At 75.0% G+C, this 21,124-nt stretch carries 24 protein-coding genes; 14 read left to right on the top strand and 10 right to left on the bottom strand.

Going from position 1 to position 21,124, the window contains the following annotated elements; translation table 11 throughout:
* Nucleotides 1–7 precede the first annotated feature (7 nt).
* Nucleotides 8–1,321 (bottom strand): MFS transporter, encoded by a 1,314-nt coding sequence (locus ABWU78_RS15380; protein ID WP_439158883.1) that lies wholly within the window; start codon nucleotides 1,319–1,321, stop codon nucleotides 8–10.
* Nucleotides 1,322–1,397: 76 nt separating this feature from the next.
* On the opposite strand from ABWU78_RS15380, the gene ABWU78_RS15375 reads away from it, so the two are divergent.
* Nucleotides 1,398–1,973 carry an ArsR/SmtB family transcription factor gene (locus ABWU78_RS15375; RefSeq protein ID WP_253055042.1) on the top strand — a complete coding sequence of 192 codons (576 nt, stop codon included), beginning with the start codon at nucleotides 1,398–1,400 and terminating at the stop codon, nucleotides 1,971–1,973.
* 57 nt (nucleotides 1,974–2,030) lie between these two features.
* Here the strand turns inward: ABWU78_RS15375 and ABWU78_RS15370 are convergent, their stop codons facing one another.
* Nucleotides 2,031–2,735 carry a potassium channel family protein gene (locus ABWU78_RS15370; protein ID WP_253055131.1) on the bottom strand — a complete coding sequence of 235 codons (705 nt, stop codon included), beginning with the start codon at nucleotides 2,733–2,735 and terminating at the stop codon, nucleotides 2,031–2,033.
* Nucleotides 2,736–2,898: 163 nt separating this feature from the next.
* Nucleotides 2,899–4,275, bottom strand: a complete 1,377-nt coding sequence (locus tag ABWU78_RS15365; RefSeq protein ID WP_253055043.1) for a TrkH family potassium uptake protein — start codon at nucleotides 4,273–4,275, stop codon at nucleotides 2,899–2,901.
* 167 nt (nucleotides 4,276–4,442) lie between these two features.
* Here ABWU78_RS15365 and ABWU78_RS15360 point away from each other — a divergent pair, with 167 nt between their 5' ends.
* Nucleotides 4,443–5,684, top strand: coding sequence for an acetoin utilization protein AcuC (locus tag ABWU78_RS15360; protein ID WP_253055044.1), 1,242 nt, complete (start codon nucleotides 4,443–4,445; stop codon nucleotides 5,682–5,684).
* A 221-nt stretch (nucleotides 5,685–5,905) separates the two neighbouring features.
* The gene (locus tag ABWU78_RS15355) at nucleotides 5,906–6,004 is read left to right on the top strand and encodes a 30S ribosomal protein bS22 (RefSeq protein ID WP_003792170.1); all 99 of its coding nucleotides are present in this window, start codon (nucleotides 5,906–5,908) and stop codon (nucleotides 6,002–6,004) included.
* Nucleotides 6,005–6,194: 190 nt separating this feature from the next.
* Here the strand turns inward: ABWU78_RS15355 and ABWU78_RS15350 are convergent, their stop codons facing one another.
* Nucleotides 6,195–7,076 carry an HAD family hydrolase gene (locus ABWU78_RS15350; RefSeq protein ID WP_253055045.1) on the bottom strand — a complete coding sequence of 294 codons (882 nt, stop codon included), beginning with the start codon at nucleotides 7,074–7,076 and terminating at the stop codon, nucleotides 6,195–6,197.
* 60 nt (nucleotides 7,077–7,136) lie between these two features.
* On the opposite strand from ABWU78_RS15350, the gene ABWU78_RS15345 reads away from it, so the two are divergent.
* Both ABWU78_RS15345 and ABWU78_RS15340 read left to right on the top strand, forming a co-directional pair.
* Complete coding sequence (locus ABWU78_RS15345) at nucleotides 7,137–7,430, top strand: glutaredoxin family protein (RefSeq protein ID WP_439158882.1); 294 nt, start codon at nucleotides 7,137–7,139, stop codon at nucleotides 7,428–7,430.
* 58 nt (nucleotides 7,431–7,488) lie between these two features.
* A complete protein-coding gene (locus tag ABWU78_RS15340) occupies nucleotides 7,489–8,163 on the top strand; it encodes a redox-sensing transcriptional repressor Rex (protein ID WP_253055047.1) in 675 nt (224 codons plus the stop codon).
* A gap of 110 nt (nucleotides 8,164–8,273) precedes the next feature.
* On the opposite strand, the gene ABWU78_RS15335 is transcribed toward ABWU78_RS15340, so the two are convergent.
* Nucleotides 8,274–8,825 carry a YceI family protein gene (locus ABWU78_RS15335; RefSeq protein ID WP_253055048.1) on the bottom strand — a complete coding sequence of 184 codons (552 nt, stop codon included), beginning with the start codon at nucleotides 8,823–8,825 and terminating at the stop codon, nucleotides 8,274–8,276.
* A 172-nt stretch (nucleotides 8,826–8,997) separates the two neighbouring features.
* On the opposite strand from ABWU78_RS15335, the gene ABWU78_RS15330 reads away from it, so the two are divergent.
* The 6 genes from ABWU78_RS15330 (at nucleotide 8,998) to ccsB (ending at nucleotide 14,804) form a co-directional block, all read left to right on the top strand.
* Nucleotides 8,998–9,528 (top strand): MarR family winged helix-turn-helix transcriptional regulator, encoded by a 531-nt coding sequence (locus ABWU78_RS15330; RefSeq protein ID WP_353707743.1) that lies wholly within the window; start codon nucleotides 8,998–9,000, stop codon nucleotides 9,526–9,528.
* Nucleotides 9,529–9,598: 70 nt separating this feature from the next.
* Nucleotides 9,599–10,270, top strand: a complete 672-nt coding sequence (locus ABWU78_RS15325) for a histidine phosphatase family protein (RefSeq protein ID WP_253055050.1) — start codon at nucleotides 9,599–9,601, stop codon at nucleotides 10,268–10,270.
* Between the two features lie 127 nt (nucleotides 10,271–10,397).
* Nucleotides 10,398–11,030, top strand: a complete 633-nt coding sequence (locus tag ABWU78_RS15320) for a TlpA family protein disulfide reductase (RefSeq protein WP_253055051.1) — start codon at nucleotides 10,398–10,400, stop codon at nucleotides 11,028–11,030.
* Between the two features lie 107 nt (nucleotides 11,031–11,137).
* The gene (locus ABWU78_RS15315) at nucleotides 11,138–11,893 is read left to right on the top strand and encodes a cytochrome c biogenesis CcdA family protein (protein ID WP_439158892.1); all 756 of its coding nucleotides are present in this window, start codon (nucleotides 11,138–11,140) and stop codon (nucleotides 11,891–11,893) included.
* A gap of 1 nt (nucleotide 11,894) precedes the next feature.
* Nucleotides 11,895–13,781 carry a cytochrome c biogenesis protein ResB gene (gene resB, locus ABWU78_RS15310; RefSeq protein ID WP_439158881.1) on the top strand — a complete coding sequence of 629 codons (1,887 nt, stop codon included), beginning with the start codon at nucleotides 11,895–11,897 and terminating at the stop codon, nucleotides 13,779–13,781.
* A gap of 3 nt (nucleotides 13,782–13,784) precedes the next feature.
* A complete protein-coding gene (ccsB, locus tag ABWU78_RS15305) occupies nucleotides 13,785–14,804 on the top strand; it encodes a c-type cytochrome biogenesis protein CcsB (protein ID WP_353707745.1) in 1,020 nt (339 codons plus the stop codon).
* Nucleotides 14,805–14,845: 41 nt separating this feature from the next.
* On the opposite strand, the gene ABWU78_RS15300 is transcribed toward ccsB, so the two are convergent.
* Nucleotides 14,846–15,316 carry a PLD nuclease N-terminal domain-containing protein gene (locus tag ABWU78_RS15300; protein ID WP_439158880.1) on the bottom strand — a complete coding sequence of 157 codons (471 nt, stop codon included), beginning with the start codon at nucleotides 15,314–15,316 and terminating at the stop codon, nucleotides 14,846–14,848.
* A gap of 31 nt (nucleotides 15,317–15,347) precedes the next feature.
* Here ABWU78_RS15300 and ABWU78_RS15295 point away from each other — a divergent pair, with 31 nt between their 5' ends.
* Nucleotides 15,348–15,686: a DUF4229 domain-containing protein gene (locus ABWU78_RS15295; protein ID WP_253055055.1), complete on the top strand. Its 339-nt coding sequence runs from the start codon at nucleotides 15,348–15,350 to the stop codon at nucleotides 15,684–15,686.
* Between the two features lie 36 nt (nucleotides 15,687–15,722).
* Here the strand turns inward: ABWU78_RS15295 and ABWU78_RS15290 are convergent, their stop codons facing one another.
* Together ABWU78_RS15290 and ABWU78_RS15285 are read right to left on the bottom strand one after the other, a co-directional pair.
* Nucleotides 15,723–16,592 (bottom strand): 1,4-dihydroxy-2-naphthoate polyprenyltransferase, encoded by an 870-nt coding sequence (locus ABWU78_RS15290; protein WP_439158879.1) that lies wholly within the window; start codon nucleotides 16,590–16,592, stop codon nucleotides 15,723–15,725.
* Between the two features lie 54 nt (nucleotides 16,593–16,646).
* Entirely contained in the window at nucleotides 16,647–17,918 is a 1,272-nt protein-coding gene (locus ABWU78_RS15285; protein ID WP_439158878.1) for an AMP-binding protein, read from the bottom strand.
* A 97-nt stretch (nucleotides 17,919–18,015) separates the two neighbouring features.
* Between ABWU78_RS15285 and ABWU78_RS15280 the strand changes: the two genes are divergently transcribed.
* Nucleotides 18,016–19,092, top strand: coding sequence for a DUF3048 domain-containing protein (locus ABWU78_RS15280; RefSeq protein WP_439158877.1), 1,077 nt, complete (start codon nucleotides 18,016–18,018; stop codon nucleotides 19,090–19,092).
* 137 nt (nucleotides 19,093–19,229) lie between these two features.
* A complete protein-coding gene (locus tag ABWU78_RS15275) occupies nucleotides 19,230–19,484 on the top strand; it encodes a hypothetical protein (protein ID WP_353707751.1) in 255 nt (84 codons plus the stop codon).
* 8 nt (nucleotides 19,485–19,492) lie between these two features.
* Here ABWU78_RS15275 and ABWU78_RS15270 read toward each other — a convergent pair whose 3' ends face one another.
* Both ABWU78_RS15270 and ABWU78_RS15265 read right to left on the bottom strand, forming a co-directional pair.
* Nucleotides 19,493–20,512 (bottom strand): 1,4-dihydroxy-2-naphthoyl-CoA synthase, encoded by a 1,020-nt coding sequence (locus ABWU78_RS15270; RefSeq protein WP_253055060.1) that lies wholly within the window; start codon nucleotides 20,510–20,512, stop codon nucleotides 19,493–19,495.
* A 5-nt stretch (nucleotides 20,513–20,517) separates the two neighbouring features.
* A partial coding sequence (locus tag ABWU78_RS15265) for an EamA family transporter (protein WP_439158876.1) occupies nucleotides 20,518–21,124 on the bottom strand: 607 nt, incomplete at its 5' end.

Below are 21,124 nucleotides of genomic sequence, written 5' to 3'. Positions count from 1 at the left end.
GCGAGCCTCAGTCCTCGGTAGCCGCGCCCGCGGCCTGCTCGTCCTCGTGGCGCCCGAGGTCGTCGCGCTCGTCGGCGGCACGCTCCGCGGCGTCCATCGCGCGGTCGTCGACGACGAGCATGCCCAGCAGCGTCGCGGCCGACACCGCCGCCATGGCGACGAACACGCTCCGCAGGCCGAAGAGCTCGCCGAGCAGACCGCCGGCCGCCGCGCCGAGCGGCATCGTCCCCCACGCGACGAGCCGGTAGCAGGAGTTGAGGCGACCGAGCAGCGCGTCGGGCGTGATCCGCTGCCGGAGCGAGACGGTGACGACGTTCCACACCGCGATCCCCGCCCCGCCGACGGCGTAGACGGCACCGATCACCCACGCGTTCGTCGTCACCGCGGGGACGCCCACGAGCGCGACGGTGCTGAGCACGGTCAGCGCCAAGGAGCGCGCCCGGCCGACGAGCGCGACGACGCGCTCCGCGACGAAGGACCCGGCGAACGCGCCGACGGCGGTCGTCGTGAGCAGCACGCCGTACGCGGGCTCGGACAGCCCCAGGGGCGAGTCGGGGCCGACGGCGTAGAGCACGAAGATCGCGAACGCAGCGTTGCTCGCGAAGTTGATGCCGCCGACCATCAGGGCGAGCGTGCGCAGGATCCGGTCGTGCCACAGGAAGCGCAGGCCCTCGGCGATGTCGGCCCGCAGCGTCGTGCGGGTCGAGCGCTCGGGTCGGTACGAGCCCGGGAGGCCGACGAGCAGCCCGACGGCGAGCGCCCACAGTGCGCCCGGGAGGCCGAACGCCACCGCCGCGCCCGCCGCGACGAGCAGCCCGCCCAGCGGCGGCCCGACGAACTGGTTCGCGGTGAGCTCGGCCGCGTACAGGCGCCCGTTCGCCCGGGGGAGCGCGGTGCGCGGGACGACCTGCGGCAGGATCGACTGCGCGGCGGTGTCGTAGAGCGTCTCCGTGACGCCCACGCCGAACGCGACGACGTAGAGCACGGCGATGCTGCCGGCGTCGGGCACGAGCGCGACGGCGGCGAGCGCGACGACGAGCAGCGCGCGCGCCGCGTTGGCGCCGATCATCGCGTGGCGCCGGTCGAGCCGGTCGGCGAGCGCGCCGGCGGGGAGCGCGAAGAGGAGCCAGGGCAGCGTGAGCGCGAACGTCAGCCCGGCGACCAGCGCGGGCGAGTCGGTGTAGCGGACCGCGACGAGCGGCAGCGCGACCTTGAGCACGCCGTCGGCGAGGTTGGAGACCGTCGACGCGGTCCAGAGGCGCCGGAACGGCCCGCCCAGGGGCGTGCCGACCGTCCGTCGTCGGCGGGGTGCGAGGGCCATGGCGTCAGCATGGCACAGTGATCGAGAAATCCCAATCGATCGGTGGATCTCGATCGATCGACGTACGATGGGTGCCATGAGCGCCGAGCCCACGCCGCAGGAGCCAGCAGCGACGACGCGTGCGACGCCGCCCGCCGTGCCCGGACGGCGTCCGCCCACGGCGCTCGAGGCCAAGGCGCTCGCCCACCCCCTGCGCCAGCGCATCGTCCGGCAGTGCGGCACGCGCGAGATGACCAACAAGGAGCTCGCCGACCACCTCGGGGTCGCCCCCGGCACGGCCCTCCACCACGTCCGGCTCCTCGTCCGCGCCGGCCTGCTCGAGCCCGCCGACGTGCGCACCGGCGCCGGGGGAGCGCTCGAACGCCCCTACCGCGCGACCGGTGCGACCTGGTGGCTCGACGACCCCCTGCGCGGCACGGCGCCCGACGTCCGGTTCGGACCCTTCGCCGCCGCGCTCGACGACGCCCTCGCCGCGGGTCCCGACGCCGTCTCGACGGCCGCGACCTTCGGCCTCCACCTCTCCGACGACGACGTCGCCGAGCTCGACCGGCGCATCCTCGCCGTCCTCGACGAGTACGTCGCGACCGACGACCAGCGCCTCGACCGCCCCCTGCACCGCGGGGTGTTCCTCCTGCACCGCCCGCAGCCCTGACCTGGCGCGGACGCGACCGCGCGGCCGCAGCCCGGCCCGACCCGGCGCCGCGGGGGCTCAGGGGCGGGCGGCGAAGCGCTCCAGGAGGTCGGCGTGGCCGGAGACGATGAGGAGGTCGTTGGCGCTGATGCGGGTCTCGGGGGTCGCGTAGAGGAAGTCCTCGCCGGGAGACTTCACGCCGATGACCGTGACGCCGTAGCGCTCGCGGACCTTGGACTGCGCGAGCGTGAAGCCCTGGACCTCCTTGGGCGGGCGCATCTTGACGATCGTGAAGCCGTCCTCGACCTCGATGTAGTCGAGCAGCTTGCCGGAGACCAGGTGCGCGACGCGGGACCCGGCGTCGGCCTCGGGGAACACGACGTGGTGCGCGCCGATGCGCTGGAGGATGCGCCCGTGCTCGGCGGAGATCGCCTTGGCCCAGATCTGGGGCGTGCCCATGTCGACGAGGTTGCCCGTGATGAGCACGCTCGCCTCGAGCGACGTGCCCACGCCGACGACCGCGACGGGGAAGTCGCGCGCGCCGAGCTGCTCGAGGGCGACGGGGTTGGACGCGTCGGCCTCGACGAGGGGGAGCTGCCCGCTCCACTGGGCGACGAGCTCGGGGTCCCGCTCCACGGCGAGCACGTCCTGGCCGAGGCGGTCGAGCGTGGCGGCGATGGCCGTCCCGAAGCGCCCGAGACCGATGACGAGCACGCCGGCGTCCTTGCGCGGCGCCTTCGCCTCGTCGCGGCGGGAGCGCTCGGCGCGCCCGCGCTCGACGATGCGCCGGGCGACGGGGTCCGCCGGCAGGGCGTCCTTCCCGGTCGTCGGCCCGGCGCTCGGGTCGGCGCCGCGGGAGAAGGGGTCGGTCACGGTGGGGCCTCTCGTGTGGTCGGGGTGGGTCGGTGGCGGTGCCCGACGGCGTACGCCGCGGCAGGCGGTCCGCTCACCCGATGATGGGGCGCTCCTCGGGGTAGCGCACGATGCGGCGACGGTCGCGCAGCGCGAGCGCGGCGGCGAACGTCATGGTGCCGGTGCGCCCGACGAACATGAGCCCGACGAGCACGTACTTGCCCGCATCCGGGAGGCTGGGCGTGATGCCGGTGCTGAGGCCGACCGTCGCGAACGCGGAGATCGTCTCGAAGAGGATGACGTCGAGCGTCTCGCCCGTGATCTCCAGCAGGAGCAGGCTCGCCAGCAGGACCGCGGTCGCACCGACGAAGGACACGGCGACGGCGAGCCGCAGGGTGTCGCGGGGGATGCGGCGCCCGAAGGCCTCCATGTCCCGGTCGCCGCGCGCCTCGGACACGATCGCGATGAGCATGACGGCGAGCGTCGTGACCTTGATGCCGCCCGCGGTCGACGCGGAGCCGCCGCCTACGAACATGAGGGCGTCGGTGATGAGCCAGCTCGCCTCGTGCATTCCGCCGGTGTCGACGGTGGAGAAGCCGCCCGAGCGGGGCATGACGCCCGCGAACAGCGAGGCGAGGAGCTTCTCCCCGAACGCGAGCGGGCCGAGCGTGCGTTGGTTCGTCCACTCGACGGCCGCGAACAGGACCGTGCCGACCACGACGAGGGCCGCGCTCGTCGTGAGCGTGAGCTTGGTGTGCAGGCTCCACTTCGACACGCGCTTGCGGTTGCGCATGACGTTGAGGATCACGGGGAAGCCGAGGGAGCCGATGAACACGCCGAGGATGATCGGCAGGCACAGCATCCAGTCGCCGACGTACGGCGCGAGGCCCTGCTCGGTCGGGATGAACCCGGCGTTGTTGAAGGCCGAGATGCCGTAGAAGATGCCGTGCCACGCGGCCTCGCCGAACGTCTCCTCGAGCACGATGAACCGGGGCAGCAGGAGCAGCGCGATGAGGAGCTCGAGCGACGTCGAGGTGATGACGACGACCCGCACGAGCGAGCCGACCTCGCCGAGCCGCGTCGTCTTCGTCTCGGACGCGGTGAGGAGCTTCTGCGTGAGGCCGATGCGCCGCGACACGGCCATGCCGAGGATCGACGCGAGCGTCATGACGCCGAGGCCGCCGATCTTGATGCCGAGCAGGATGACGACCTGCCCGTACGTCGACCAGTACGTGCCCGTCGGGACGACGACCAGACCCGTGACGCACACCGCGGACGTCGCGGTGAAGAGGGCGTCGACGAACGGGGCAGCGCGACCGCTCGCGGTCGCCCAGGGGGCCATGAGGAGCGCGGTGAAGACCGCGATGACGGCGGCGAACACGGTGACGGCGAGGCGTGCGGGCGACTGCCGGGCGAGGCGGTCGACGATCTCCCGCCCCTTGAACAGGCGCCCGGTCATGCTCGTCGGCATGGAGCCTCCCTCACCACTCGCGTCACTCTGCCACGGGCCTGGTGACCCGTCATGTCGCCGCTCCGGCGCCGGGACATCATGCCGCGTCCGGCCCCCGTGCGCCGCACCGCGGTCCGGTGACCGGTCCGTCGGGGCGGGGGCCGCGGCGCCGGGCGTTACCGTGAGCCATGCCCACGACCGACCCCCCGTCGTCGCCCGCCTCCGCCCGGGGGAGCGCCGCGGCGCCCGGATCCTGCGTCGTGTGGAGCCCTGAGCTCCTCGGGTACGACTTCGGTCCCGGGCACCCCATGTCCCCGGCCCGGCTCGACCTGACCATGGGTCTGGTGCGCGCGCTGGGCCTGCTCGACGGCGACGGTGCGCCTCAGGGTGCGCCCCGCGTCGTCGGGCCGGAGCCCGCGAGCGACGACGTCCTCGGCCTCGTGCACGAGCCGGCGTACGTCGCGGCCGTGCGCGCGGCGTCGGAGCACGGGACCCCCGACCCGGCCCGTGGTCTCGGCACCGAGGACGACCCGGTCTTCCCGGGGATGCACGAGGCCGCGGCCCGGATCGTCGCGGGCTCCTACGAGGCGGCGGGGGAGATCGCCGCGGGGCGCGTCGGGCACGCGGTGAACGTCGCGGGGGGCATGCACCACGCGAAGGCGGGCGCGGCGTCGGGCTTCTGCGTCTACAACGACGCGGCCGTCGCGATCCGGCGCCTCCTGGACGACGGCGTCGCGCGCGTCGCGTACGTCGACCTCGACGCCCACCACGGCGACGGCGTGGAGGAGGCGTTCTGGGACGACCCGCGCGTCCTCACCGTGTCCGTCCACCAGAGCGGCACGACGCTCTTTCCCGGTACCGGGCACCCGACCGACGTCGGGGGCGCGGGCGCCGAGGGCACGGCGGTCAACGTCGGGCTGCCCCGCCGCACGGACGGCGCGCGCTGGCTGCGGGCGGTCGACGCCGTCGTGCCGCCGGTGCTGCGGGCGTTCCGGCCCGAGGTCCTCGTCACCCAGCACGGGTGCGACGCGCACGGCGAGGACCCGCTCTCCGACCTCGACGTCTCCGTGGACGCCCAGCGCACGGCGCTCGCTCAGGTGCACGACCTCGCGCACGAGCTCACCGGCGGACGCTGGCTCGCGCTCGGCGGCGGCGGGTACGCGATCGCGCGCGTCGTGCCGCTCGTGTGGACGGCGGTCGTGGGGGAGGTCGTGCACCGGCCGGTGACGGCGGGCGAGCCGCTGCCCGAGGAGTGGCGCGCCCGCGTCGCCGAGGTCGCCGGGTTCGACGCCCCGCTCGCCTTCGGCCCGCCCGTCGACGTGCGCCGCTGGAGCAGCGGCTACGACCCCGACGACGACGTCGACCGCGCCGTCGCGGCCACGCGCCGCGCCGTCTTCCCGCTGCTCGGCCTCGACCCGCACTTCGACTGAGGCGGTCGTCCCCCGGGATGCCCGGGGCGTCGTGCGGGTCCGCGCGCCGGGCGGCGTACCGGGGCACGAGCGCGAGCGGGTAGTCTAGGGGGCGGATTTCTCTCGTGTTGGTCGGCTCGCGGCGCCCTCGTGGTCGCCGGGCGCCCCGATCAACCGTGGACCACACGCGGCCGGTCGACCGGTCGCCGACCGACACGCCGCTCGAGCATTGCGAGGACCGTATGGGCTCCGTCATCAAGAAGCGCCGCAAGCGCATGGCCAAGAAGAAGCACCGCAAGCTGCTTCGCAAGACGCGTCACCAGCGTCGCAACAAGAAGTGACGTCGCGCGCGTCCTGACGCGCCGACCCGCCGTCGAGCCCGGCCCCTCCCGAGGGACCGGGCTCGACGCGTCTCGGACGATCACGCGAGGTGGAGCCCTGGCCTACCAGGCCTCTACCTCGCGGGACCAGGGTTCTCTCTCGCGGGGGCGGGGGCGGGGGCGAGGGCGCCGGCTCGGGGGAGCGGGGTGGTCAGAGGCGCGAGATGCGGCGGTCGACGGCGCGGCGGACGGAGCGCAGGACGAGGGCGGCGGCCCAGGCGGCGCCGGCCCAGCTCGCGGTGCGGACGCTGCTGCGGGCGACGCGACGGCGTCGGCCGCGGAACTCGCGGATGGGCCAGCCGACGTCCTGCGCGTGGCGGCGCAGGCGGGCGTCGGGGTTGATGGGGCACGGGTGCCCCACGGCCTCCATCATCGTCACGTCGTTGAGCGAGTCGCCGTAGGCGTAGGACGCGTCGAGGTCGATGTCCTCGCGCTCGGCGAGCGCGCGCACCCCGGCGGCCTTGGCGCGGCCGTGCATCATGTCGCCCACGAGGCGGCCGGTGTAGAAGCCGTCCTCGTGCTCGGCGACGGTGCCGAGGGCGCCGGTCGTCCCGAGCCGGCGGGCGATGAGCTCCCCGATCTCGACCGGGGTCGCGGAGACGAGCCACACCTGGTGACCGGCGGCGAGGTGCTCGTCGAGCAGGCGGCGCGTGCCGGGGTAGATGCGCAGCGAGAGGACGGTGTCGTAGACCTCCTCCCCGATCGCGGTGACCTCGGCGACGGAGCGACCCGCGATGAGGGCGAGCGCGCGGGACCGGATGCGGTCGATCTGCTGCTTGTTCTCGCCGAACAGGAGGTAGCGCGCCTGGTGCACGGCGAAGCGCACGATGTCGAGCGTCGAGAAGAACTCCCGCTGGTACAGCGCGCGGGCGAGGTGGAACGACGACGCGCCGCGGATGATCGTGTTGTCCACGTCGAAGAACGCGGCGGTGCGGTGCGCGGGTGCGGGGGGTGTGCGGCCGGCGTCGGGCGCGGCCTCGGAGGCGGTCGACCCGGGGGTCGGGACGGGGCCCGGACCGGAAGACGTCGCCATGTCCCCACTCTAGGCGGTCCCGCGCTCGGCCCGGGGCCGCGTCCTCGTACCCTGGGAGGCGTGAGCACCTCCGACGCGCCGGCCCCTCCCGTCCTCCTCTACGGCCGAGCGGGGTGCCACCTGTGCGACGACGCGCGCGCCGTCGTCGCGGCGGTGTGCGCCGAGGCGAGCGTCGCGTGGGCGGAGGTGGACGTGGACGCGCCGGACGCGGACCCGGCGCTGCGCGAGCAGTACGGCGAGTACGTCCCGGTCGTGACGGTCGGCGGCGTGCAGCAGGGGTTCTGGCGCGTGGACGCCCGCCGGCTCGCCCGCGCGGTGGGTCGGATTTCGACGGCGCGCGCGGACCTGGGATGATTCCTCCCGGTGGAGCGCGACCGTCGACGAGGACGGTCCCAGGACGACGGGGTGACGGGTGGCTGAGCAGGTAGTCGGTGAGGTGACGGCGCCGGGTATCCCGAGCGCGACGGTGGCGCGGCTCCCGTCCTACCTGCGGGCGCTGCGCGACCTGGTGGCGCGGGGCGTCGCGACGACGTCGTCGGTCGAGCTCGCCGAGCTCTCCGGCGTCGGTCCGGCGCAGCTCCGCAAGGACCTGTCGTTCCTGGGCTCGTTCGGCACGCGCGGCGTGGGCTACGACGTGGACTCGCTCGCGCAGTACATCACCGAGGCGCTGGGGCTCGTGGACGAGCACCGCATCGCGATCGTCGGGATCGGCAACCTGGGGCACGCGCTCGCGAACTACTCGGGGTACGAGCAGCGGGGCTTCCACGTCGCGGCGCTCCTCGACGCGTCGCCGGAGGTCGTGGGCACGCGGGCGGCGGGCCTCGTCGTCGAGCACGTCGACGCGCTGGAGGAGGTCGTGGCGCGGGAGAAGGTGTCGATCGTGGTCCTCGCGACGCCGGCGGCGCACGCGCAGTCCGTCGCGGACCGGGTCGTGGCGGCGGGCGTGCGGGAGATCCTCAACTTCGCGCCGCGTGCGCTGCAGGTGCCCGCGGACGTCGACGTGCGCGGCGTGGACGTCGGCAGCGAGCTGCAGATCCTCGCGTTCCACTCCCAGGCGCGCGCGCTCGCCGAGGCGCAGGACCGCTGAACGACGAGGGGCCGCGTGCTCGCGCACGCGGCCCCTCGGGGCGGCACCCCTGCCGGGGGTGCAGTGTTTCGGGGAACGGTACCGGGGAAGAGTGTCCCGGGAGCCGGTCGTCAGGCCTGCTTGATGGCCGAGACGTCGAGGGCGATCTTGATCTTGTCGCCCACGAGCACGCCGCCGGTCTCGAGCGCGGCGTTCCAGGTGAGGCCGAACTCCTTGCGGGAGATCTCCGTGGTCGCCTCGAACCCGGCGCGCGCGTTGCCGAACGGGTCGGTCGCGGTGCCCGCGAACTCGGTCTCGAGCTCGACCGGCTTGGTCACGCCGTTGATGGTCAGGTCGCCCGCCACGACGAAGTCGTCGCCGTCGCCGGAGATGCTGGTCGACGCGAAGGTCCACGTCGGCTTGTTCTCGGCGTCCCAGAAGTCCGCGCTGCGCAGGTGGTTGTCGCGGTTCGCGTCGCCCGTGCTCACGGACGCGGCGTCGAGCTCGGCGGTCACGGAGGTCGACTCGAGGTCGTCGCCCACGGTGATGGTGCCGGCCGTGATGGCGAGCGTGCCGCGCACCTTGGAGATGCCGGCGTGGCGGACCGTGAAGGCCGCCTGCGAGTGGGACGAGTCGAGGGCGTAGGTACCGGCGTTGAGCCCGGCGGGCAGCGGCGTGGCCATGGGTGCTCCTGAAGGGGTCGAGGGTCCCGGGGGACCGAACTTGGTTGAAGGTTCAACTTCGTACGAGCGTATCAACAGCAGGGGGTGATCCGTCTATTCCCGGTGAGGTGGAACAATGTTCGGCGAGGTTCCACCCCTGAACCCGCCCCCGTCCGCCAGCGCCCGAGGACCCATGACCAGCAACGACGTCGACCACCAGCTGACGACGACCGCCCGCGGGACCACCGCGGCCGCGAGCGCGGAGCCGCGCTGGCTCGACGCCGAGCAGCAGCGCCTGTGGCGCGCCTACCTCGACGGGACCGTGCGCTTCATCGAGTCGCTGGGGCGCGACCACGAGGAGCGGTCGGACGTGTCGCTCAACGAGTACGAGCTGCTGGTGCGGCTCTCGGAGAGCCCGGACCACACGCTGCGGATGTCCGCCCTCGCCGACGGGCTCGCCCGGTCCCGCAGCCGCGTGACCCACACCGTGGCGCGCATGGAGGCACGCGGCCTGGTCCGGCGCTCGGCGAGCACGGGCGACCGCCGCGGGGTCAACTGCGAGATGACGACCGAGGGCTACCGCGTCCTCGTGGCGTCGGCTCCCGCCCACGTGGCCGCCGTGCGCCGGTTCATGGTCGACGTGCTCACGCCGGAGCAGTTCCGGGCGCTCGGCGAGGCGATGGCGGCCGTCGCCGAGGCGTGCAAGGCCGACCGCGACTCCTGACCCGGGTCGCTCCGGGAGCCGCCGGCCCGCGGGTGCCGGTCAGGGCCGGGAGTGCGGGACACTGGTGCGCATGGTCTCCACCATCGTCCACCTCCTGCGCCACGGCGAGGTCCACAACCCCGACGGCGTCCTCTACGGCCGCATCCCCGGCTACCACCTCTCCGAGCGAGGCCACGAGATGGCCCGCCGCGTCGCCGCGCACCTCGCGGGCGAGCCCGGGCCCGACGGCGCGTCCCGCCCCCGCGCGGACCTCGCCGTCGTCGTCGCGTCGCCGCTCCAGCGCGCCCAGGAGACGGCGACGCCCGCCGCCGAGGCGTTCGGGCTCGAGCTCGGCACCGACGACCGGCTCATCGAGGCCGCGAACCACTTCGAGGGCATGACCTTCGGCGTCGGGGACGGGTCGCTGCGCCACCCGCAGCACTGGCGCTTCCTGTGGAACCCGTTCCGGCCGTCCTGGGGCGAGCCGTACACCGAGCAGGTCGCGCGCATGCGCGCCGCGGTCGCCGACGCCCGGGACAAGGCCGCGGGCCACGAGGCGCTCCTCGTGAGCCACCAGCTCCCCGTGTGGCTCACGCGCCTGAGCTTCGAGAACCGCCGCCTGTGGCACGACCCGCGCAAGCGGCAGTGCTCGCTCGCGTCGCTCACGTCGCTGCACTTCGAGGACGACCGCCTCGTCGGCCTGCACTACTCCGAGCCGGTCGCCGACCTCCTCCCGGGCGCCGCGACCGTCGCGGGGGCGTGACGTCGGTCATGTCTCGCGCAGTCGTCGCCGTCCGGACGCCCGAACCGTCCCGTTCGGGAGTGGCGGAGGTCACGTCTCCCAGGTGGCGTCCAGGAACCCCGGGCAGGGTGCCTCCCGTGATGCCGCTGTGACCGCCAGCTCGCGCGCGCGTGCCGCGCGCGCCCTCCCGCCCGTCCGCCGCGTGCTGACCGCGGGCGTCGTGCTCGCCGCGACGCTCGGCCTCGCGGCGTGCGCCCAGGACTCCGGCGCGACGACGGACGTCGTGGGGCAGGGCTACGTCTCCGGCGACGGCTCGGTCCGCACCTGGGACGCGGGCGAGCGGGGCGACGTCGTCGCGCTCACCGGCACCGACTACGAGGGCGAGCCGGTCGACACGAGCGCCTGGCTGGGCGACGTGGTCGTGCTCAACACCTGGTACGCCGCGTGCGCGCCGTGCCGCGCCGAGGCGCCCGACCTCGTGGCCCTCGCGAACGACCGCGCCGACGACGGCGTGCAGGTGCTCGGCATCAACACGACGGACGAGGCCGGGGCCGCGCAGGCGTTCCAGCGCCGGTTCGAGGTGCCGTACCCGTCGATCGACGACCGCAGCGGGGAGGTCGTCGCGGCGCTCTCCGGCACGGTGCCGCTCCAGGCGGTCCCGTCGACGGTCGTGCTCGACCGCGAGGGCCGCGTCGCGGCACGCGTCATCGGGCTCGCCGAGGGCTCGACCCTGAACGCGCTCGTCGACGACGTGCTCGCCGAGGACGAGGCGGCCGGCTGACCGTGGTCACCCTCGCGTCCCTCGCCGCCACCGTCCCGGCCGCCGCGCTCCCCGCCGCCGCGACGAGCGTCGGCGACACGTTCGCCGCGACGGTCTGGAGCGGGTCGATGCTGCTGGCGGTCCCGGTGGCGATCCTGGCGGGGCTCGTCTCCTTCGCCTCGCCGTGCGTGCTGCCGCTCGTGCCCGGCTACGTCGGGTACGTCTCGGGCATGGCCGCGGCGAACGCCGGGAGCGGGCGTGGCGCGTCCGGAGGGACGACGACGGCCACGCGGGTCGCGGCGCCGAGCCGCGGCCGCGTCCTCGCGGGCGTCGGGCTCTTCGTCGCCGGCTTCACGCTCGTGTTCGTCGCGCTGATGGTCGCCGCCGGCGCGGTCGGCGTGCACCTGGTCCGCTGGGAGGACGTCATCACTCGCGTCCTGGGCGTGGTCGTCATCCTCATGGGGCTCGCCTTCATGGGGGCGGTCCCGTTCCTCCAGCGCGAGCGGCGCCTGCACCTGAGCCCTCAGGCGGGGCTGTGGGGAGCGCCGCTGCTCGGCATCGTGTTCGGGCTCGGCTGGACGCCGTGCCTCGGTCCGACGCTCGTCGCCGTGCAGTCGCTGTCGCTGAACGAGGCCTCGGCGGGCCGTGGCGCGGTCCTCGGGGTCGCCTACTGCCTCGGTCTCGGCGTGCCGTTCCTGCTCATCGCGCTCGGGCTCCAGAGCTCGCAGCGCATGCTCGGCTTCCTGCGCCGGCACCGCCTCGCGATCATGCGGATCGGCGGCGGGCTGCTCGTGCTCATCGGCCTCGCGCTGGTCACGGGCCTGTGGACGACGTGGACGACGACCATGCAGGGCTGGATCGACGGCTACGTGACGGTGGTGTGAGATGACCGAGCGGACCGGCCAGGCCGAGAGATCAGAAGAGCGTCCGACGCCGACGGGCTACCGCCCCGAGGGCATCGACGACGCGTTCTCCGCGGGCGACGGCCCGGGTGACCGGACGCCGTCGGGTGGCGGGGGCGGCGCGGGAGGCGACGGCGGCCCGGCGCTCCCGAGGCTCGGGTGGCGCGGCACGCTGCGCTGGACGTGGCGGCAGCTCACGAGCATGCGCGTCGCGCTCATGCTCCTCATGCTGCTCGCGGTCGCAGCGGTGCCCGGCTCCGTCCTGCCGCAGCGCCCCCAGGACCCGGCGGCCGTGCTGCGGTACCTGCAGGAGAACCCGACGACGGGGGAGTGGCTCGACCGGCTCGGCTTCTTCGACGTCTATGCCTCGGTGTGGTTCTCCGCGATCTACATCCTGCTGTTCGTCTCGCTCGTCGGCTGCATCCTGCCGCGGACCAAGGCGCACTGGCAGGCGCTGCGCACGCGGCCCCCGCGCACGCCGCGACGCTTCGACCGCTTCCCCGCGCAGGCGCGCGCCGTCACCGACGCCTCTCCGGACGAGGTCGTCGCGGCGGCGAGCAGCCACCTGCGCGGCCGGCTCCGCTGGCTGCCGACGTTCCGCGTCGACACGGGCGCCGAGGAGGCCGCCCCGGCGCGGGGCCGTGCCGCCGCGCGGCCCGCGGCACGGACGGTGTCCGCCGAGCGCGGCTACGTGCGCGAGACCGGCAACCTGCTGTTCCACCTGTCTCTCGTCGGCCTCCTGGTCGCCGTCGCGACGGGCCAGCTCCTGCACTACCGCGGCCAGGCGATCGTCACGGAGGGCCGGGGGTTCGCGAACGCGGTCGTCGACTACGACACGTTCGAGAACGGCGCGTGGTTCCGGCCGTCGTCGCTCGTGCCGTTCTCGATGACGCTCGACGCGTTCGAGTCGGAGTTCGCCCAGGACTCCGTCGCGTTCGCGCAGTCGCGCGACTTCACCGCGACGGTCACCGTGCGCGACCCCGACGGCGAGTCCCACGAGGAGACCATCAAGGTCAACCACCCGCTCACCGCGGGCGGCGCCAAGATCTACCTCCAGGGCAACGGGTTCGCGCCCGAGGTCACGGTGCACGACGCCGACGGCGAGGTGGCGTTCTCGGGCCGCGTGCCGTTCCTGCCCGAGGACACGATGTACACCTCGCGCGGCGTCATCAAGGTGCCCGACGTGTCGTCCGGCCTCGACCAGATCGGGCTCGTCGGGTACTTCCTCCCGACGGCCCAGCTCAGCGAGGACGGCGAGACCGCGGAGTCGGTGTACCCGCAGCCGATCAACCCGCTCCTCGTGCTCGAGGTCTACCGGGGCGACCTCGGTCTCGACGAGGGCCTGCCGCAGAACGTCTACCGCCTCGACACGGACGATCTCACGCCGTCGGTCGACGCGGACGGCGAGCGCGTGAAGCTGCTCGTCGCCCCGGGCGAGACGGTCGACCTGCCCGACGGCCTCGGCACGATCACGTTCGACTCGCTGCCGCGCTACGTCGCCCTCGACTTGCGGCACGACCCGTCGCTCACGTGGGTGCTCGTGTTCTCGCTCGGCGCGCTCGCGGGTCTCGCCGTCTCGCTGTTCACCCCGCGCCGCCGCGTGTGGGTGCGCGCGTGGCGCGAGGAGGTGCCCGGTGACGGGGACGACGGCCCGCGCGAGCGCACCGTCGTCGCCGTCGCGGGTCTCGCCCGCGGGGACGATGCCGGGCTCCAGGGCGAGGTGGACTCGCTTCTCGCCGCGCTCCCGGGCGTGGCACCATCGGGTGAGGGTGACCTCACCACGTCGTCGGGACGCGCACCGGCCGACCGCACCCGCTCCACCGCGCGTCCCGCACAGGACCCGACCGCGCGACCGCGCACGAAAGGCTGACCGATGACCGTAGCCGAGCTGAGCCAGGACCTCGTCTGGGCCGCTGCGACTGCCCTGACCGTCGCGCTCGTCGCGTTCGCGATCGACCTCGCGCGGCTCGCGGGCCGCGCCGACGACGAGCGGGCCGAGGCACGGGCCGACGCGAAGGTGCCCGGCGCGGAGGTGCTCGCGGGCGCGGGCGCGTCCGTCTCGCCGTACGGCCCGGACACGCCCGACGTCGTCGACGCCGCACCCGTCGCCGCGCCCGAGCCGTCGCGCAAGGCCGCCAACATCGGGATCTCGCTGACGTGGCTCGGGACGGCGCTGCTGCTCGTCGCGATCGTCACGCGCGGGATCGCTGCCGGCCGCACGCCGTGGGCCAACATGTACGAGTTCACGCTCGTCGGCGCGTTCGTCGCGCTCGCGGTGTTCCTGGCCGTGTCGCTCAAGCGGGACGTGCGCTTCCTCGGGTCGTTCGTCACGGGCCTCGCGGTGCTGTTCCTCGTGCTCGCGCAGAACGCGTTCTTCGTCGCCGCGACCGGCGTGCAGCCCGCGCTCCAGTCCTACTGGCTCGTCATCCACGTGGGCGTCGCGATCATCGCGACGGGCATCTTCACCGTCGCGTTCGTCACGTCGGTGCTCCAGCTCCTGCGCGACTCGCGCGACTCCGGGAACGCCTTCCTCGGCGCGCGCGGCTGGCGCTGGCTCGACTCGACGCCGGGCCCGCTCCAGCTCGAGGCGCTCAGCTTCCGCCTCAACGCGGTCGCGTTCGTGCTGTGGACGTTCACCATCATCGGCGGCGCGATCTGGGCGGAGCACGCCTGGGGCCGCTACTGGGGCTGGGACCCCAAGGAGGTCTGGAGCTTCGTCGTCTGGATCGTGTACGCGGCGTACCTGCACGCCCGCACGACCCGCGGCTGGTCCGGCCGCCGGGCGGCGTACTTCGTGATCGTCGGCTACGCGTGCGTCCTGTTCAACTTCACGGGCGTGAACCTGCTGTTCAACGGCAAGCACTCGTACTCGGGCCTCAACCCGGGCGACTGACCCGGTCCGACACCGCGCTCGACCTCACTGCGGTGGGTCGGTCAGCGGGCGGTGTCGTCGCCGTCGTCGGACCCGTTGCTCGCGCCGGGAGGGTGCGCGTCGCCGTCGTCCTCGGTGCGGTCGTCCTCCGTCGTGCCCCCGGCCGCCGGGGGAGCGTCGTCCGTCGCGGGCGAGGGCGCCTCGTCCCGCGCCTGGCGGCGCTGCTGCTGCTCGAGCCGCCAGAGGAACTCGGGGTCGTCGTCGGGCGCGACGGGGGCGTTGCGACGGCGGCGCGTGCCGCCGTTCGACGCACCGCCCGACGGCCGACCGGCCGCGTACCGCGAGCCGGACCGCGACGCGGAGCGCTTGACGAGGATCCAGGCGACCGGGCCGAGGAACGGCAGCAGGATGATGAGGACGATCCACAGCCCCTTCGGGATGCCGCCGCGCTCCTCCTCGTCGCTCGAGGCGAGGTCGACGAGCGCGTAGACCGCGAGGCCGACGGCGAGGAGGGGGAGCAGCACGCGAAGCATGGCTCCAGCCTACGGGCCGTACCCTGGAGTCGTGCCTGTCGTGATCTACTCCGTCCTGCGTCTGCTCCTCTTCGCGGTCGCGCTGGGCGTCCTCTGGTTCGCCGGCCTCCGGGGCTGGCTGCTCGTCCTGGTCGCCGCGGTCGTCGCGCTCATGCTGTCCTACCTGACGCTGCGCACGCCCCGTGAGGCGGCGTCGCGCTACCTCGCCGAGCGGGCCGAGCACCGCGCCCGGACGGGCGAGCGGTTCTCGCGCGAGATCGAGGACGACGCGGCGGCCGAGGACGCGGCCCTCGACGCGCAGGAGGACGCCGCCTCGAGAGGTGCGGACACGACGCCGACCGAGCAGCCCGGGGCGTCGTCGGCCCGCTGAGCCCTGCCGCTGCACCCGGCGCAGGACCGACGGCGCTCAGAGCGCCAGCCCGACCCCCAGCAGCACGCCGTACGCGAGCTCGAACAGCCCGGTCCCGGCGAGCACGGGCACGAGGAGCGGCCCGCGTGCCCCCGCGATCACCGGGACCGTGAGCAGCACCGCGGGCAGCAGGAGCAGCAGGACGGCGAGCGACCAGGGCGCCGCGAACGCGCACACGACCGCCAGCAGCAGCGGGAACCAGATCATCGCGACGTAGGCCCGGCGGGCACGGAAGTCGCCGAGCCGCACCGCGAGCGTCCGCTTGCCCGCGGCGACGTCGGTGGGGATGTCGCGGATGTTGTTCACCATGAGGATCGCGCACGCGAGCAGGCCCACCGCGACCGCGCCGACGGCCGACGGCCACGTCACGACGCCCGCCTGCGTGTACGTGGTGCCGAGCGTGGCCACGAGCCCGAAGAACACGAACACCCCGACCTCGCCGAGACCCCGGTAGCCGTAGGGGTTGCGCCCGCCCGTGTAGTACCAGCCCGCGAGGATCGCGAGGGCGCCGACGGCGACCAGCCACCAGTGGCCGGTCACCGCGCAGAGCACGAGCCCGAGCACGGCGGCGACGCCGAACGCGCCGAACGCCGCGGCGCGCACCTGACCGGGTCGCGCGGCGCCGGTCGCGGTGAGCCGCATGGGGCCGACGCGGTCGAGGTCGGTCCCCCGCACGCCGTCGGAGTAGTCGTTCGCGTAGTTCACGCCCACCTGGAGCGCGAGCGCGACGCCGAGGGCGAGCAGCGCGGGCCAGAAGGCGAAGCCGTCCACCTGGGCCGCGGCGCCGGACCCGACGATGACGGGCGTCGCGGCGGCGGGGAGGGTGCGCGGGCGCGCGCCCGCGACCCACTCGGTGGTGCTGGCCATGGTGCTCCGTCTCGGTCGTGCGGGTCGTGCAGGGTGGTGGGACCGCGGGCGGGCTCACCCAGGGGGGACCTGGAGGTGCCCGACGGCGAGCCGCGCCACCGCGGCGCGGTCCACCTTGCCGGGCCCGCGGCGCGGGAGCTCCCCGACGACGAGCACGCGACGCGGTGCCGCCGCACGCTCCAGCCTATCCGCGACGTGGTTCCGGACCGCCGCGAGGAGCGACGTCGGGGCGTCCGCGACGCCGCCGTCGGGGTGGGCGCCGTCGGCGGTCCACGGGGCGGGTGGACGCCCCGCCGTCGTGACGACCGCGACGACCTCCTGCCCCCACTCCGGGTGCGGCACGCCGACGACGCACGCCTCGCCCACGCCCTCGACCTCGGCGACGAGGGCCTCGACCGCGGCCGGGGCGACGTTGACGCCGCCCGAGACGACGACGTCGTCGGCCCGGCCGAGCACGGTGAGCGTCGGGTCGTCCGGAGGCCCGTCGAGCCGACCGAGGTCGCTCGTGCGGAACCAGCGCGTGCCGTCGTCGTCGGTCCGGAACGCGTGCCCGGTCGCGCCGGGGTCACCGAGGTAGCCGTCCGCGAGGACGGGCCCGGCGAGCTCGACGACGCCCGCGGCCCCTCCCGACGCGTCCGTCCCCTCCTGGCCCGCGCCGAGCCGCACGCGCACGCCCGCGAGCGGGACGCCGTCGTACACGCACCCGCCGCTCGTCTCCGTCATGCCGTAGGTCGTGACGACGCGCGCGCCCGCCGCCCGCGCGCGGCGCAGCAGGGTGGGAGGCGTCGCGGCACCGCCCAGCAGGACCGCGTCAAGGGCGCAGAGCGCGTCGAGGCCCGCCGTGCCGCCGTCGGAGCCCGCGTCGGCCGCGACGAGGAGGCGGTGGAGCTGCGTCGGGACGAGCGAGACGTACCGGCGCTCCGTGGGCGGGGTGCGGCCGACGAGCGCCGCGAAGCCGGCGGGGGTGAAGGGCTCGTCCGGTGGCGCGACGGTGAGGCCTCGCCCGGCCGCGTGGGCGCGGGCGACGACCTGGACGCCCGCCACGTGCGTCGGGGGGAGCGTGAGGAGCCAGTGGCCCGGGCCGCCCAGCCGGTCGTGCGTCGCCGCGCCCGAGGCCCGCAGCGCGGTCGCGGACAGCACGACCTCGCGCGGCGCGCCCGTCGAGCCCGACGTGCGCAGGACGAGCGCGGCGCCTGGTGGGACGTCGGCGCGCCCGGGACGGTCGAGCAGCGGGACGGGCGCCACCGGGGCGCCCTCGCCGTCCAGGGCGGCGCCGACCGCCGCGACCAGGGCGTCGAGATCGGCGGGGACGACGGCGCGGTTCACCGGATCAGCGTAGGCCGGGCCGTAGGGTGGCCCGGAGACGCACGTCCGTCGCAGGGGCTGCCCCAGGACCGGTCCTGGGCCGACGGGAAGGTCGAGGATGACGAGGACGGGACGAGGGGCCGGCACGCTCCGGGCGGGGCTGGTCGCCGCGCTCGCCGCGGCGACGGTCCTGCTCGCGGGGTGCGGCGGCGAGCCCGCCGCGCCCGTGACGGAGACGGTCGACGCCGACGTGTCCGCGGACAAGGGCACGCCGCCGGAACCGGACGTGCCGCTGGTGTGGCCGCTCACCGGGGTCGCGGCCGAGGAGGTCGCCGACCGGCCGGCGCTCGCGGTGAAGATCGAGAACGCGCCCCAGGCGCGTCCGCAGACGGGCCTCGAGCAGGCCGACGTCGTGTGGGAGGAGGTCGTCGAGGGCGGCATCACGCGCTTCGTCGCCGTCTACCACTCGCAGGTCCCCGAGCGCGTGGGACCCGTCCGGTCGGTCCGGCCCATGGACCCCGCGATCGTCGGGCCGCTGCACGGGATCCTCGCGTACACCGGTGGGCAGCAGCCGTTCATCGACGCCGTCGGTGCGGCGGGCACCCAGTCGGTCGTCATGGACGAGGGCGACGACGGGTTCACCACGACGCGCGCGCGCCGGGCGCCGCACAACGTGTACGGCAGCCCGGAGGAGTTCTGGGCCCAGGCCGACGGCGACCGCACGTCGCCCCCGCCCGCCCAGCTCGTCTTCGCCCGGGAGCCGGGGTCCGGCACGGCCACCGCGGCAGGCGCGTCCGCGGCGCGCCTCGACGTCCGGCTCACGCACGCGAGCCGCGCCGTGTGGGAGTGGAGCGCCGACGAGGGCCGGTACGTGCGCAGCGAGGGCGACACCCCGGCCGTGTCGTCGGACGAGGTGCGGCTCGCGGCCACGAACGTCGTGCTGCTCGCCGCGCCGATGGAGAACACCTCGTTCAAGGATCCCGCGGGGGTGCCCGTCCCGGAGACGAAGCTCGTCGGGACCGGCGAGGGGGTCGTCGCGAGCGGCGGCAAGCAGGTGGCGGTGTCCTGGTCCAAGGAGGCGGTCGACGCCCCGCTCGTGCTCACGGGGGCGGACGGCGCGCCCGTCGAGCTCGAGCCCGGGGCCTCGTGGATCGAGCTCGTGCCGGTCGGGTCGGGGAGCTGGGAGATCTCCTGACGGCTCGCTCGCCCGGCGGCGGGCTCCGGGTCCTCCCCACGGCGTACGACCGCTCCGCCCCGAGGGGGACCGGTGGACGTCCAGGTCGAGCCGCGGGGCCGACGCGCCGACGGGGTCCCGGGCGGCACCGTGGAGTCATGGCAACCGTCGTCCCGCACCCCGTCCACCCGTCCCAGCCCGGCACCCCCGGCGAGGGCGCCCCGCGCCCGACCGAGGGCCAGCTCCCGCCGTCCTACGCGCCGCGCACGCCGCGCGACGACGAGCCCGGCGTCGCCCGCTCGGCCGCGCCCGTCGCGATCTCGGTCGGGCTCCTGTTCGGCCTCGCCGTCGCCGCGGCGTTCGTCGGCCGCGGCCTCATCGAGATGCTGACGAGCTTCGTCGGCGGCTCCTGACCCGCGGGTCAGAACGCGTAGCCGAACCGGCCCCAGTCCGGGTCGCGTCGCTCGAGGAACGCGTCGCGACCCTCCACGGCCTCGTCCGTGAGGTAGGCCAGCCGCGTCGCCTCGCCCGCGAAGACCTGCTGGCCCATGAGCCCGTCGTCCGCGAGGTTGAACGCGAACTTGAGCATCCGGATCGCCTGCGGCGACTTCGTCGCGATCACGCGCGCGTACTCGATCGCGAGGGCCTCCAGGTCGGCGTGGTCCGCGACTTCGTTCACCGCGCCCCACTCGTACGCGTCCTGCGCCGAGTACTCCCGCGCGAGGAAGAAGATCTCCCGCGCCCGCTTCTGCCCCACCTGCCGCGCCAGGTACGCCGAGCCGTAGCCCCCGTCGAACGACCCGACGTTCGCGTCGGTCTGCTTGAACCGCGCGTGCTCGCGGCTCGCGATCGACAGGTCGGCGACGACGTGCAGCGAGTGCCCGCCTCCTGCGGCCCACCCGTTGACGACCGCGACCACGACCTTGGGCATCGTCCGGATCAGCCGCTGCACCTCGAGGATGTGCAGGCGCCCCGCACGCCCCGGGTCGACGGCGTCGCGCGTGTGCACCTCGCCGCCGCCGTCGGGCGCGGTCGTGTACTGGTAGCCCGAGCGCCCGCGGATCCGCTGGTCGCCCCCGGAGCAGAACGCCCACCCTCCGTCCTTGGGGGACGGGCCGTTGCCCGTGAGGAGCACCGTCCCGACGTCGGACGTCATGCGCGCGTGGTCGAGCACGCGGTACAGCTCGTCCACGGTGTGAGGGCGGAACGCGTTGCGCACCTCGGGCCGGTCGAACGCGACGCGCACGACGGGCAGGTCGCGCACGACGGCGCCGTCCGCGTCGCGCTCCACGCCCCGGTGGTAGGTGACGTCGGTCAGTCCCTCGAACCCGGCGACGTCGCGCCACGCGCCCGGGTCGAACGTCTCCGACACCTGGCGGGGGAGCGCGTGCGGGCGGGGGCCGTCGGCGGGGGCTGCGGGGGTGGGGTCGGTGCTGGTCACGACCGTCACGGTAGCCGCTGCGGGGCGAGGCTCGCGCTCGGTGCGGGGGCCGGCTCCTCGGCGCGGCGTGCGGGCGCCGGCGCGTCGGGACGCCGCGACGTCGCCGCGAGGCCGAGGACGAGCCCGGCCCCGACGACGAGGGTCCCGACGACGGAGCGGGCGTCGGGCGACTCGAACCCGAGGGCGACCGAGGCCCCGAGCGCCGCGACGGGCAGGAGGCCCGCGAACAGCCCGGCCCGCGCGGGGCCGATCGCGGCCAGCCCGGAGTACCAGAGGAGGAACGCCACGGCCGTGACGACGACGGCGAGGTACGCGAGCGCGGCGAGCTCGGCTGCGTCGGGCACGACGAGGAACGCCTGCCCCGTGACCTGCTGCCGGACGAGGCCGAGCAGCGCGAGCTGCGGGACGGCCAGGACGCACGCGTACGCGGAGACGCGCAGCGTACCGAGCGTCGGCAGGAGCGGCACGGCGAGCAGCGAGAAGCACACCTCGCACGCGAGCGCGCCGAGCGCGAGCGCGACGCCGACGGGGTCGCCGGAGCCGCCGCCCTCGACGACCACGACGCCGGCCGTCACCACCACCGCCGCGGCGAGGGTCCGGACCGCGACGCGG

It is taken from the genome of Cellulosimicrobium sp. CpK407, from assembly GCF_051844275.1.
Taxonomy (GTDB): Bacteria; Actinomycetota; Actinomycetes; order Actinomycetales; family Cellulomonadaceae; genus Cellulosimicrobium; species Cellulosimicrobium cellulans_G.
Note: the sequence above shows the minus strand (reverse complement) of the source record. Positions and strands in the feature narration are given on the sequence as shown.